Below are 12,858 nucleotides of genomic sequence, written 5' to 3'. Positions count from 1 at the left end.
CGAAATTCATGTCACCCCAAAGCCGCCCACGGGAAAAGCTGAATATTTATAGAGACTACATATATCGTCATGGATCCGCGACATTAAAAGTGTGGAAATAGACGACAGCAGCGATGCAATCCCATGCTGGCTCAATCATTCCTTGTCTGAATCGAGATCTGTCAGTTCTGGTGCGTAGCGCGCCACAGCGTCAGCCGCCTCGTCACCACCAAAGCCGCACGCGTCCAGTTCAGCCAGTACGGTCGCCAGGGTACCGTCCACCTTCGCCGCAAAGAAATACTGCGTCGCATCGAAACTGATGTGCACAGCATGATCGTCAGTATGGGCAGTCGCCATCACGCGAGGGCCTTCAAAGACCTCAGCTTCTGGTAATATCACAGCGACCAGCTGCGCGACATCGATGGGCAGGACGTCGATGTACTCACCTCTGTGGGCTCGAAGTCGATACCTGCTCCGCTCACCACCGCGTCAAGGTCGTCATCATCGCCGGTCGGTACGCGCTCGGCAGCGCACAGGTGCGCGTCAAGTCCGTGACGATGCGAGTGCACGGCAACGAACAGTTGGGGCAGTCCGTCATCCAGCAGCGCATTCAGCGATGTCGTTTCTGCCTCAGACAGCGGGCTCGCCATGCCTGCCGCCTATGCTACCGCGATGGCGTCGCGTAAAAAGGTGCGCTGGTTGAGTGTCAGCATTGGGGTGTCCTCTTGCTTGGTTATGGGTTAAGTCAAAACCGTACCAAACGCGCCGTCGCCGGCTCGCCGTCGGGAAAGACAGGCGCCTGCCCCCGTGGTGCGATACGCCGCCGCTGGCAGCGCCGGGAGCGACACGGCCGCCCCGGGCACCGCCAGGCGGTGGGTCAAAACGGCCTGAACCATTTCGGCCACGGGCGCTGCGGGGGGAGGATTGGGTGTGAGGGATGGGCGCGACGGTGAGGCGCCCCGCCCCTGCTGCCGCGCCAGCGGCCCACAGAATACGCTGGACTGACAGGCACTTACGCGGGTTTTGGACAATTTCGGCCAAACGGTTCCTGCGCGCAAAAAACCTATTTAAACTGTGTATTAATAGATAAGTGGTCCAGCGGTGTGGGCCTGCATTAAGGGTGAGCGAGGTTGATGATGGTGAGTACGGTGATTCAGGCCAGCGGTGCTGGTGACGTGACGCTGGAGAAGGTTGCTGAGGGGCGTTATGTGGTTCGCCGCGGTGGCCTGCGCCAGGGTGAGGTGTTCGGTGGTCATGGCCGCTGGGTGGCACAGACCCTGCGGGGGCGGCACCTGGGCACGGCGAAGAATCGCCACGCTGCGGCGCGGCTCGCGCTTAGCCCTTCATCAAACAGTGACGGAAAATGTGTGCCGCAATTCAATCAGGAGAGTAATTGATACCCATGACGGATAAAACTAGAGACGATATTCAGGGCAGCCTGCCATCGCTTACGGAGATAGCGCTACAGCACGGGATGCTTGAATCCCTGAAACTGCCGCCGAATATATATCAGGATCTAGAACGGGCCCGGCGAGAATTAGAAAAGCTGACATCGATGGCAACATCGGTGCTTGAACATCGCAAGCGCAGGCCAACGCTGAGTCTAGAGGAAAACATGTCAATGGTGGCAAATCCTTATCTGGAGGATTTGGAGGGTGCCCTAGACCCACATCCGGATGGGCTTTTTAAGAGCTACGAACAGTATAAAGAGCGATGGGACAAGGAAACGGCGAAATTGAGACCTTCTGGCACAGCGCGTACGTTTCCAGGTGTAGAGTTTGATGAACGGGGATGGGAAGCGGCAAAGAAACGCGAAACGCCTGCGGAAAGACGTAAAGAGTTTGAACGAAAGTATAGAGCGTTAAAGTGCGCTCTCGCTGACATAGAGCAAGTGAAAATGGCGTTGACAGCGGTGCGTGACCACCGCGAGCCCATGCCGGAAAGCACTCAGATAACGCTCTCATCAATGGTCCCAGACATCTACTTAGACGACTTATACGCCGTGGTCTATGGGGAGACTGGGCGCTACACCACGCATAAAGAATCGCCAGGACTCGAGTCGGGTCATCCTTCCGATGAACAGTGACACGAACAAGACAGCCAAAAGTGCGCCTGGAGGGCCAGGTAGCGCGTCGCGAGATCTGGCGCAAGCGGCGCAGCAAGAGGCAGTGGCTCTCATCAGGCAAGGTGCCGGCAGTTACCTGGCCTATCAGGGCGTCCATCGTGTCGGAGAGGTCGTCCGCGCATCAGATCAGTGGATTGCCAAGCGGCGTGATGGACAGCAAGCGGGTGCCAGCGGAGTATCCCGCAAAGCGGCTGCACAGTGTCTGGCTGCCGCCTGTCTCCCGCAAATAGACGCATCGCCGCTATCTCGCAACTACAGCTTCACCACGCCGTTACAAGGCGATGAAATAACCCGATTGTCGGCTATCTGGGAACAGATACACACGTTATTGATTGGCGCGAACGAACGTTATCTGGGTGAGTACAAGCGCCAAGGCATCACGCCAAGCGGCGATGTCATCCGCTACACATTGACCATAGGCGGCTATCTACGCGGCACGCCCAGTCCTGATCGCGAAGCACCGGACATGGCGCCGGATGTCAATGAGGCGGTCGAAGAGTTGATCGACGATGCCGTGAAACTGCTTGCGCGATGCTATGAGATAAAAAGGCGCAAGGACACTCAAAGGGGAGAATTTGCGTGCGGCACACAGCTTACCCACACGTTCAAGGTCAGCGGTGTTGTCACTCGCCACGCATCTGTTACCACGGCTCCGAGTACGACTACAAACCAAGCTACCTCGCTCTGATCGGAATTGGTCCAACGAAGCACTATCAAACAATAGAGGGAACGTGAAATGGATGAAAAGGCACAAGAAGAGTTGATGAAAGCGATAAGTGGAAGTGGCGAGATCCAGAATCCTGTTTTATACGCTGAGATTGCTCAAGGAAAGGAGTTAAATGAGTCTCTGGACTCGTTGCTTGTACGCTTCCGGGGGTTTTCGGCGCCGGGCTATTCGCAAGATCAATGGTTGGCTCTTCTAGACAAAATGAAGGAATTCGAGAGCCAGTTGGTCAACTTCCCGATCCTGCATTTCATGTATGGATACATGGCCAGGACTGCGCTCAACGCGCAACTGTTCGACGAAGCGGTGATGTATGCCAACGGCGGACTGAAATTGGCACTGGCCTCCGATGATGCCGAAGGCGTCCGATCCATGAACGCTATACGGTGTGATATTTGCTGCGCGACAGACAAGTGGGACCTTGCTGCTGCGCTCTACGAAGAAATGCATCCAGGTACTACGGAGTCCTCTGACCGTACGTATGCCATGTTGTGTCGCAATGCGCGAGCGATAGATGGTCCCAGTGATGCTCTCTGCGAGAAAGCAACGCCCAAATCCCTGCGTTTTGTAGACACCTTAGAAGGCAAGAAAGAGGCATCCATTCGACTGATAATGAAATCATTGCACATCAAACGGGCAGCGGCCAAAAAGTACGTCGCTTCTGCCGAAGAAAGAGCGAATATAGGCGAATCCTGGTGAGTATCGCCGAACACTATCGGATCAAAACGCCGTGCAGCAATTGCCCGTTTAAAAAAACAGGTGTAATCGATAATGCTGAGGGGTGCCAGTGAGTAGCGATAAATTGCTAAGGAAAATGTTTTCCGCCGTGCAATCAGAGGAGCCGCTCGATTGGGCAAAATTCCGCAAAGCCCTGTTGGATAAGGAAGTAACGCCGTCAACCATCGACGCTTACTTCAAGCCGATACGCGTAGGGTCAGGCACATACACTGTAGAAGTTGTGGACTTGCAGGGGTACCAGGCGCTCGTCAACCATCTGGGCGTAGAAGTGGACAAAACCTCTCGTGCCGCCGCGGCGCTGCACGGCCGATCGCACGCGGTCCCAGTGAGTGGCAACCTGGTAATCGTACAGTCCATGCTGTCGTCGGCCCCCGTCGTTTATGAGTGTGACAGTTCGGGTCAGTGGACATATCCGGTACCGCCCGGCAAGGAGCTGGTGCTGGTGGAAAACCTGCAGAACTTTCTGGAACGAGCCGGTTTGCTCACGTTTCTCGGGGACAGGTGCGGGCTGACGCTGCCGTCCGAAGGTGTTGATATGGCGTATGCCGTAGGCAATGCAATAACAAAAACGTGCAACAAGCGATGGCTGTCGCAGTATGAGCGCATTCATTGCGTGTTCGACATTGATCCGGGGGGATTCAGGATTTACGAGTCCTTGCGACGCATGCTCGCGGCCGGAGGTACGCCTCTGACGTTTGTCGTGCCCAATGATCTGGACGCGCTGCTAGAAAAAACACACCGTTTTTTATCGGAGTCTGACCGGGAAGCCCTGGCAAAACACCTATCTGGCGAATCACCGCTGAGAAGCTTGGCCGTCACTCTTTTGAAAGCGGGTAAAACGCTGGAGCAGGAATCATATATCTATGACTGATTCACTTGAATTATTCGACGGCCATGCCGAGTGAGCATCGCCGATCACTATCGCATCAAGGCGCCGTGCAGCAACTGTCCGTTCAAAAAAGAAGGTGCTATCGATCTTGCGCCTGGTCGATTGGACGGCATTGTAGATGCGCTGTTAAGCGACGATACGACGACGTTTCTCTGCCACAAGGTTGTTCACTCCAAAGCAGGCGGTGCATGGAGCGATGATGGTGACTACCAGCAAAGCGGCAGCGAGGCGATGTGCGCGGGAGCAGCTGCTTTTTTAATGAAAATCGGGAGGCCCACTGTCGGGATGCGACTGGCTATAGCCACTGGCGACATTGCGCCTGACAGATGGTTTGACAGCTACGAGCTTGTAATAAATGAGACCAAGACGGGAGGTGGGAACGATGACGGATAAGACGCCCAAAGTTGCCCCTGGAAGACCTTCTGGAACGTCACGAGGTCGGGCGCAAGAACTGTCAACCGAAGACTGGCAGCACGTTGACACGGTGATCGGGAAGCACCGCTACCCCGCGAAGAACCGAGCGATCATTGCCCTGTTGCGTCACGGACTCCGGATTGGTGAGGTGGCGTTACTGGATGTCACCGATATCGCCGATGTCAGTGATGACCTGACGGGCTATACGCTGCGAGAGTGGATCACCGTACGAGCAGCCATTACAAAAGGAGCTAACGCGCTTAGCAGTGCTGAGGAAAGGCAAGCTAGACAGCAGATGACAATATCGGCCAGTCAACTACAAGAGATTCTCGACGACCACGGAAAACGCCTGGCAATGGGGCAGAATCCGAGCGCATCAGATTATTTTCAGCCTTTGAAGGACCGCACACCGACAACCCGCAAGGTGCCCATCGCGGAGAGCGCTGCCGCCGTTCTGAAGCAGTATCTCGATTGGCTGTTGCACGAGCATCGAGAGCAGGGTGTTTTTGAGCCATGTCCAACAGCGCTCGACGGCAATGGGATGGCGAGAGCGTCGATACCATTGATCGTCACGCAACGCGGCGGGAGATACAACGCGGCAGCGCTTACGCAGCATGCCAATAACATCCTGCAGAATTGGGCTGGGTTCCCCCAGAGCTCGACCCACAGCGGCCGCGTGAGCCTGCTGAACGACGTAGTCAGAACGCCGGGGGGCCTCATTCAGGCACAAGCCATTGCTGGGCACCGCAGCGGCGGGACGACGATGGAATATCTGCGGCCACGAGAGAACGAGCTCAGAGACACGATCGACAATTGCTTGTAGCGTTCCCTACCTGCACCACAATTGGCTTTACATTTTATGCATGAAGATCTGGCCGGTTCGCCCATGCAGCCGCTTCAGCCTGTTCACGCTTGTGCTCTCGAATTCGATCAACACGTGATAAAAGCCAATTGGAGATTACCGGGTTTTCACTTAGAAATATGGAAGACTCAACATCACGAACTTGATCAAATCGGCAAACGACACAATGCATATGCCTTGGAAGAGTCTTGTCAATCACGGCGCCGGATACTGCAGCTAGGCCGTAAGGCGCGAGTTTTTGTTTAATTGAATTCCATTTTTCAATATTTTGCTTAAAACGACTCATAGCCTGTCCTTTTGTACACCCGTTAGTTGACACACAGAAAGTCAGTACCATTTTCCAATTTCTGATCGCGCTAGTATCAAGCAGCTCGCCGGCCTCGTGGGTGCATAACCTTTGCCCGGTCAGTCCAGGGCAGCCCAAACTCAGTGCGAAACCATCTGGCAAAGGACCGCCGATCCGAGAACCCAGTGGCCCTCGCTGCGTCTGTATCACTGCTTGCACGGTTGTGTGCGGCTTGGAATAGGTAATCGAGGCATCGTCTGCGGCGCTCATCGCGCAGCAGATCCCGAAACTTAGCCCCCTCCTCGTCCAGCCTTCGGCGTAGCGATCTCTCTGATTCACGCAACGCCTCGCACACTCGGTCGTAGGTAACAGCCGACAGGTTCGGCGCTCCGGCTAGCATTGCTCGGACCTGAAACGTATAGGGGTTCGCGCCCGCCAAGCCATCATGCATTGTGATCGTAATTGTCGCCATACGGACAACATACCCACGAATCGAAATAGTGCTTGCGGGAGGGAAATACGGTTTATTGGGCATCAGCGGCTAGCCGAGATCTCGCGGGCAAAAAACCACGCCGCAGGAACGGCAAACAGGAAAAATACCGAGCCGAGTATCGCTGACAACGCGAATCCAGACAGGCCAAGCCCGAGGTTATCTTCTTCCAGACCAATCTTTAGTGGCCAGAAGCCCACCGCTATTGCGAACAGCGTGCTGCCGATAGCGGCCAGTTCAGTCATTGATCTTTTACGCCAACGTACAGGGAAGCCCGTCTTCCGCGAACGCAGCATAGGCCTGCAGGGCGCCTGGATGACGACCGAGCTCACGGCGCCGGCGAATATTATGGATATTGATCAGAGACATGAGGGCCCTGCGGGACCAAACTGTTCGATTCGGCTCACGCTCTTTGCTGTAATCACTCAGGTACCGGTCATGGTAGCGATCTACCGCAATTTCGCCGATGGGAGCTGTTTCTCGTATTTCCGGTATTGATGTGAAATGAAACTGGTTTAAATAAAATCGAATGTGGCCGCCATTAATTTTGGAGCCCGGTGGATATATCCCGGGTGTTGGCCAGAATCGTTCAAAAAGTTCAGGGCATTCAGAGAGTAACCGTTTCGACAGTCTTGGTTCAAAGGCAGCGAAATCCTCAAACGTCGCCCGCGCCAGTGGCGACGATAACTGTTCAAATTTGGCGTAGATTTCTTCAGACAGTGACGGTGCATCGATGGCAACTTGCATATTATTTTCCCCTTCGCCTGCGGCGGTAATAATACCAAAAAACCACAGTTAAGACGAAAAATAAACGAATAAATATTTGAACCTAATGGGAAAGCGGGTTGCGAAAGTACGTTTTAACGTACCGCTGTTCGGCTCCCAGGCACTAAGTCGTTGGTGGATACCGCTTCTTCAACCATAAAGCAAAGACCACAAGGCCCCCTACTAAGAGAAAACTTTGCATCAGGCTTGAGGGCGAGAGCAGGTCAGCTGGTGAGGTCATCACGCTAAGCATGTGTTCCATCCAGAAAAGGAAAGCGCTGTTCCGCAAGACCTTGGGCCAGGGCCCTGCGTAGGTGTCCCTGATATATGTGAGAGTATTGCTCACCGGCAATGTCCTTCAATTCTGCAACACTCCATTAATAACATGACTTTCAGTAGATTCAAGATGATATCCAGCGATTAACTCATAATCGCATATTCGTAATGGCGAGGCAGTCATCAAGGTTTCTAGAGCGAAAAACGGAGGAGCGTGGCCATTGGCATAGATCGTATCGTTTTCTGTTTAGCGCACAGATACCGCAAATGACCTTTTGGAGCCAAGCAAGTTGTTGCGATTAGCCGAGTGTTGGTAAAGGTTCAACGCTAGTAGTTGTCGTTTCAAGATCGGCGCCGCCCAGTGCTGTTTTGGCCTCCAGAGTTTTGATCCGTTGCTGAAAATCGGCCGCATGAGTAGTCATCTCGTGGCTGATGCTCGACGCGGCGGATAGGTCGTTTAGTCTTTTGTCGAGCACCCGGCCAGCATGCGTAAGGCCTGCTGCATGTGGCTGTACCCACGCCAGCGACTGGTTTTTGATGAACTCGAGGGTATCGTCTGCCGGCGCCGGGGCGGGAAGTTTGCCAGTGGATTTGATTGCCTGGAGTGTGTCCTTCAGTTCATGCACTGAAAATGAGTCGCCACGTACAGCCGGGTCCGGCGCGACAAATTCAACCGCTTCTTCGGTAACATAAAACCCAGCTGGGCGTGAAGCATCCTCAAGCACTTTGAGTTCTGGATCAGCGCCTGATAGATAATCCCATATGGTCTCTTGAAGCCGGTCGGTAGCAGCCTCCTCATCAAAGCCACAAAAACCGTTGTAAGGTTCATTAAGATCAGGTAGTTCAGTAAATTCTCGATCCGTTAAAAATTCCTTGATGAAGTCAATGTCGACGCGCTCGTAATCATGCTCATACTCAGTCGACGCTCTATCCATAATTTCAAGCATCTGCTGGGCCGACCCGGTCATCTCCCAGTTGAGCTCCTGGAAGTAGAACTCATCATCCATTTTCAAACCGGTCGCTTCCACCACGCCCTTAACGCAGCTCATGCCGGCTTCATACAGCTCATTGAAAGTGCCGATTTCATCGCCATCACTGAGTGCACTCTGTAGCGCCATCGCGACGCCACAATCCGAATTTTGCTCAAGCAGCTGCAGGATGTCCCGGCCGACCAGCATGTCGAGATCTTCATCCATAATTTCGTCGCCGAACTCTGCTTCCAGCTCTTGGCGAATCGCGAATCGCGTCAGTGCATCTGCTTTGTCATAAAAGCCGTCCCAGACCTCGTTGACCATGTAGTGTTCTTTGATGCCAGGGTAATAACCTTCATTTTCGTAGTGGCCATCCTTGAGCGTCGCAGCATAACGCGCAAGGTCTTTGAGTTTGAAAGTGGACGCAAAATCAAGCACATCATCGCCACTGAAAACCTTGTAATCCCCATTCTTCGTCTTCATAGACGGGGTGACATCCAGCTCCCGCTCCATCTTGGCGATAATGTCAGGATTGACCTTTTTGTCCTCATAGCGCCAGGTCTCTACGGCGCCAAATAGCTGGTTCTTGGAGTCGTAGAGATCTTTCTGCTGGTCCTTTGTCAGATCACTGAGAGAGAAGTTTGCTTGAGGCTTATACCCGCCCCCATCAATCCGTTGAACCCTGTCATCCTTAAGCAACGCGATTATGGCATCGTGATATCGCTCAGCGGGCTTATCATTGGCTCGGCCCTTCATTTCTCCGAGAGCGCCCTCCTCTACATTGAGGATAAATGTCAGGTGGGGAATCCAGTTGCCCGGCATATTGGGATCGGGCTTGCGATACGACAGCACGGTTTCGCTGTAGTCCCCGGAGCCATTACCGCAATGCCCCATCGCGTCGGCCTCCATGCGGCATCCAGAGCGTTCCAGGTCAAACCATGCTGAGCCGTCCTCGAATTCGATCATCTTCTGACCGTACTCAGCGAGCGAGCGTTTGCTATCCTCTACACGAGCTTTCCACTCATCTTCAAAACGGCCAAGTGATTGAATGATTTTGTCAAAGGATTCATCCCCGAACTGAAAGTCCTGTATTTCACGGACAGGGAGATCCATGTAGTGCTTGAGCGTGTGACTGAGGGCCGCGACACGCTGCTGTACCTCACGCAGAGTCTCTAGATGTTGTGCACCCTCGATCAGAGGGCTTCTATCCATCCATCGCTGCAGTGGCTTACTCCTGTCATCGGCAGAGATTGTGCCAGCAAGTAGTTGTTTGACGTGGCGCAAGTACCATATAGCGCGATCTTCGCGCTGCAGAGTTTTACGAGCGAAATCCAGAGCATTATTCCGAATGTCTATAATGTCTTCCGCATCCCTTCCCCCCCTGTCAATGATAGGGTCGAATACATCAAACATCTGTCGAAACCGGTGCTTACGTTGCATCGCTGCCAACCTACCCAGAAAAATACGTAATAGTAAGAATCCATAAATAAATACATCGCATTTAGAACGTGATTTGGCAACTGATTTTCACGCTAATTCCATGAATGATGTGTGTGCGCAACAAAATAGGGGAAGCAGCTTTGGCCATTTCGATGCAGGGTTAAGGGTTACCGGTACCCGCTCAGTGAGCTTTAGGGATAAGCAAATTGCTATCACATTGATTTATAGCGTAGTGCTCACTCTTCCAGGTACCGGCTTGGCCGCGCTTTCAGGGAAAGCTAAGCCGCCCAGTTTCTGTTGACGCTAAAATGCGCTGAGAGATAGTCAAAAGCGTCCCCAGTCACTCTTTCGCGTTGTAAAAACATCCACTCAAATTCATTTGGGGTGAATGGCACGGCCAGCAGCTCTAGCCCGCACTCATCGAGAAGCCGGTCGCCCTTTCGGTGCCCATTGCATCGGCCGCAAGATGTCGCCACGTTCGCCCAGGTGTCCTTACCACCTCGAGACCGCGGATGGATATGATCGCGAGTCAGTTGTGACTTGTGGAAAACATCACCACAGTACAAGCAGGTGTAACCATCACGGCGAAACAGAGCCGCATTCGTCAGGGCCGGAGTGAAATCACCGACAACCTTTCCGCGCACAGCGATCACCGGCTGCATGTTGAATTCTGACAGGATTCCGGACACACGTTGTATTCCGCCACGAATGCGGATGGAGTCTTCGCCAAGACCCCAGACCACAGAGTCCGTTGCGTACGCGTGCGCAGCAACCTCCTTGCTGATCCAGCCCTGCGGCCGTCCTGTCACATCAAGTCGAAGAATCGTTCCCATTTCCTTCACCATTGATTCACGAATTAAATCGGTCAGTAACAATGTATGCAGCTTAAACCTTGCAACCAATGCATTTGGTGCACAAACACAACGTACGCGAAATATGACGTCGCTGCTGTTAGATCAGAAAAGCCCCGTCCCCGGCACGATTTGAACGTGCAGCCGTCTGGTATGAAGCCAGAAACTCTATCCAGTTGAGCTACGGGGGCGTTGATTGGACGCGGATCAGACTCTCGTCAAGGGAGCTACCCTGTCGCCTTGCCGGCGGCGACAATCCGCGGTTGATTGGACGCGAGTGAGGCACAAACCAAGGCAGCTAACCTGTCTCCTGTCTGGCTGCTACAACCAGCGGAAACCACTCACGGTTGATTGGCGGGGTTGCCCGGCCACGATCCGGGAACCTACCTTGATATTTGGCGATGCCAGTCACGAAGAAAGGCTTATATGAGGCCGCAGCAATGCCACTCCCCTTTCCCGATACGCCACATACGGCCTGCCTCGGGAGACAGCAAGCCGCAATCGATTTGGCGGAAGCAGTAGGATTCGAACCTACGAAGCGCTTGCGCGCTTAGTGACCTAGCAAATCACCGCAATAACCCTGACTCTGCCATGCTTCCTTTATTGGTGAGCCGCCCGGGACTGGAACCCGGAAAATCGTCTGCTTTAGCTAGCGACTCGAAATTTGGAGCAGACAGCGAGCCTCGAACTCGCGACCTTTTGGTTGGAAGCCAAACGCTCTACCAGCTGAGCTATGCCTGCTTAACGTTCAAGGCCCCACCTCGCCCCGAACAATCTCCGGAGTCCATGCCTCCAGAGCCCATCAATACATCGATTAACCTTTAATGTTCAGCACCTGGTTCAAGTGGTAGACCACCTCAACCAAATCGGATTGCGCCGCCATGACGTCCTCAATGTTCTTGTAGGCCGCCGGGCTTTCATCCAAAACACCTCGATCTTTACGACATTCGATACCTGCGGTGTCGGCTTTGTGCTGCTCAACCGAGATTCGGCGTTTTGCCTCACCCCGCGACATCACACGGCCAGCACCATGCGAGCAACTGCAGAACGACTCAGCGTTGCCCAGGCCCCTTACAATGAAAGAGCCAGTTCCCATGGATCCCGGGATGATGCCCAGGTCACCTTCTCGGGCCCTAACAGCGCCTTTACGTGTCACCCAAACGTTCTCGCCGAAGTGGTTCTCCATCGTCGCGTAGTTGTGGTGACAGTTGATTGCAGTCTCAGTCACACCGAAACCTGTCAATTCCTCTGTCAGCACCTGAACAACCCTCGCAAACATGGTTTCCCTGTTTACAGCAGCGTAATCCTGCATGAGTGTCATCGCTTCGATGTAGTCATCGCGGTATTCACTACCCTCAACGAGGTAAGCGAGGTCCTGATCCGGCAACCGTATAAAGTGCCGCTCCATTTCACGCTTCGCCAACTCGATAAAGTAGTTGCCAACGATGTTCCCGGTACCACGCGACCCCGAATGCAACATAACCCAGACATCCTGATTCTCATCCAGGCAGACCTCAATGAAGTGATTACCTCCGCCGAGAGTTCCGATCTGGTGAGCCAGCTTTCCGTGCCGGGCAATTCGCTTTGCGAGATCGCCGTGTCGAGCAGTTACCCGCTCCAAGCCAGTTACATACTTGTCGTGAGCAGTCTTGCGAACCACCGGGCGGTCGTAACTTGCCTGACCCACCGGAATCGCCGCCTCAAGTCGCAAGCGAATATCTCGCAAACTGTCTGGCAACTGATCCGCCCGTATAGTGGTCTTAGCTGCCATCATTCCGCACCCAATGTCCACCCCGACAGCCGCAGGTATCACAGCACCCTTGGTGGCGAAGACTGACCCCACAGTCGCACCGCGTCCGAAGTGCACATCAGGCATTGCGGCTACGTGCTTGAACACGAACGGCATTTTCGCCAGATTGTGCAGTTGGTTATTGGCCTGTGGTTCCACGGGTACACCACCGGTCCAGCTTTTAACGCCGACAACTGAGTCCTGGCGTTTCTCGTATGTGTAGTTTTGCTTGTTCATGCTATTCCACTCCATGTTGCAG

17 protein-coding genes and 2 tRNA genes are annotated in these 12,858 nt (G+C 53.8%); 7 read left to right on the top strand and 12 right to left on the bottom strand.

What is annotated here, in order from left to right; all coding sequences use genetic code 11:
• Positions 1–135: 135 nt before the first annotated feature.
• The 3 genes from A3709_RS11945 to A3709_RS23285 all read right to left on the bottom strand — a co-directional run bounded on the left by A3709_RS11945 (position 136) and on the right by A3709_RS23285 (position 1,010).
• Entirely contained in the window at positions 136–336 is a 201-nt protein-coding gene (locus A3709_RS11945) for a hypothetical protein (RefSeq protein ID WP_066054674.1), read from the bottom strand.
• A 38-nt stretch (positions 337–374) separates the two neighbouring features.
• Positions 375–629 (bottom strand): hypothetical protein, encoded by a 255-nt coding sequence (locus tag A3709_RS11940; protein ID WP_066054671.1) that lies wholly within the window; start codon positions 627–629, stop codon positions 375–377.
• A gap of 90 nt (positions 630–719) precedes the next feature.
• A complete protein-coding gene (locus A3709_RS23285) occupies positions 720–1,010 on the bottom strand; it encodes a hypothetical protein (RefSeq protein ID WP_156507722.1) in 291 nt (96 codons plus the stop codon).
• Positions 1,011–1,118: 108 nt separating this feature from the next.
• On the opposite strand from A3709_RS23285, the gene A3709_RS11935 reads away from it, so the two are divergent.
• The 7 genes from A3709_RS11935 to A3709_RS11905 all read left to right on the top strand — a co-directional run bounded on the left by A3709_RS11935 (position 1,119) and on the right by A3709_RS11905 (position 5,692).
• Complete coding sequence (locus A3709_RS11935) at positions 1,119–1,376, top strand: hypothetical protein (protein WP_156507721.1); 258 nt, start codon at positions 1,119–1,121, stop codon at positions 1,374–1,376.
• Between the two features lie 5 nt (positions 1,377–1,381).
• Positions 1,382–2,065: a hypothetical protein gene (locus A3709_RS11930; protein WP_066054666.1), complete on the top strand. Its 684-nt coding sequence runs from the start codon at positions 1,382–1,384 to the stop codon at positions 2,063–2,065.
• Positions 2,055–2,792 carry a hypothetical protein gene (locus A3709_RS11925; RefSeq protein WP_066054663.1) on the top strand — a complete coding sequence of 246 codons (738 nt, stop codon included), beginning with the start codon at positions 2,055–2,057 and terminating at the stop codon, positions 2,790–2,792. Before A3709_RS11930 ends, A3709_RS11925 begins: the two co-directional genes overlap by 11 nt.
• Positions 2,793–2,840: 48 nt before the next feature.
• Positions 2,841–3,527: a hypothetical protein gene (locus A3709_RS11920; RefSeq protein ID WP_066054661.1), complete on the top strand. Its 687-nt coding sequence runs from the start codon at positions 2,841–2,843 to the stop codon at positions 3,525–3,527.
• 88 nt (positions 3,528–3,615) lie between these two features.
• The gene (locus A3709_RS11915) at positions 3,616–4,437 is read left to right on the top strand and encodes a hypothetical protein (protein ID WP_156507720.1); all 822 of its coding nucleotides are present in this window, start codon (positions 3,616–3,618) and stop codon (positions 4,435–4,437) included.
• A 30-nt stretch (positions 4,438–4,467) separates the two neighbouring features.
• Entirely contained in the window at positions 4,468–4,848 is a 381-nt protein-coding gene (locus A3709_RS11910) for a hypothetical protein (protein WP_066054655.1), read from the top strand.
• Positions 4,838–5,692, top strand: coding sequence for a site-specific integrase (locus A3709_RS11905; RefSeq protein ID WP_066054650.1), 855 nt, complete (start codon positions 4,838–4,840; stop codon positions 5,690–5,692). Before A3709_RS11910 ends, A3709_RS11905 begins: the two co-directional genes overlap by 11 nt.
• 34 nt (positions 5,693–5,726) lie before the next feature.
• Here A3709_RS11905 and A3709_RS23280 read toward each other — a convergent pair whose 3' ends face one another.
• The 9 genes from A3709_RS23280 to A3709_RS11860 form a co-directional block, all read right to left on the bottom strand.
• Positions 5,727–6,017 carry a hypothetical protein gene (locus A3709_RS23280; protein WP_156507719.1) on the bottom strand — a complete coding sequence of 97 codons (291 nt, stop codon included), beginning with the start codon at positions 6,015–6,017 and terminating at the stop codon, positions 5,727–5,729.
• Between the two features lie 76 nt (positions 6,018–6,093).
• A complete protein-coding gene (locus A3709_RS25030; protein WP_197484161.1) occupies positions 6,094–6,417 on the bottom strand; it encodes a helix-turn-helix domain-containing protein in 324 nt (107 codons plus the stop codon).
• Positions 6,418–6,551: 134 nt separating this feature from the next.
• Positions 6,552–6,752: a hypothetical protein gene (locus A3709_RS11895; protein ID WP_066054645.1), complete on the bottom strand. Its 201-nt coding sequence runs from the start codon at positions 6,750–6,752 to the stop codon at positions 6,552–6,554.
• A gap of 7 nt (positions 6,753–6,759) precedes the next feature.
• Positions 6,760–7,254: a hypothetical protein gene (locus A3709_RS11890; RefSeq protein ID WP_066054644.1), complete on the bottom strand. Its 495-nt coding sequence runs from the start codon at positions 7,252–7,254 to the stop codon at positions 6,760–6,762.
• Between the two features lie 593 nt (positions 7,255–7,847).
• Positions 7,848–9,959, bottom strand: a complete 2,112-nt coding sequence (locus A3709_RS11880) for a hypothetical protein (protein ID WP_156507718.1) — start codon at positions 9,957–9,959, stop codon at positions 7,848–7,850.
• A 278-nt stretch (positions 9,960–10,237) separates the two neighbouring features.
• Positions 10,238–10,834 (bottom strand): HNH endonuclease, encoded by a 597-nt coding sequence (locus tag A3709_RS11875; protein ID WP_231871165.1) that lies wholly within the window; start codon positions 10,832–10,834, stop codon positions 10,238–10,240.
• Positions 10,835–11,317: 483 nt separating this feature from the next.
• Positions 11,318–11,409: transfer RNA gene (locus A3709_RS23275), tRNA-Ser, on the bottom strand.
• Positions 11,410–11,475: 66 nt separating this feature from the next.
• Positions 11,476–11,551: transfer RNA gene (locus A3709_RS11865), tRNA-Gly, on the bottom strand.
• Positions 11,552–11,624: 73 nt separating this feature from the next.
• Positions 11,625–12,836 carry an RtcB family protein gene (locus tag A3709_RS11860; RefSeq protein WP_066054995.1) on the bottom strand — a complete coding sequence of 404 codons (1,212 nt, stop codon included), beginning with the start codon at positions 12,834–12,836 and terminating at the stop codon, positions 11,625–11,627.
• Positions 12,837–12,858 lie beyond the last annotated feature (22 nt).

Origin of the sequence: Halioglobus sp. HI00S01 (assembly GCF_001635445.1) — a bacterium.
Lineage (GTDB): Bacteria > Pseudomonadota > Gammaproteobacteria > Pseudomonadales > Halieaceae > Halioglobus > Halioglobus japonicus.
The sequence above is the reverse complement of the archived record's forward strand: the minus strand, read 5'-3'. Positions and strand labels throughout refer to the sequence as shown.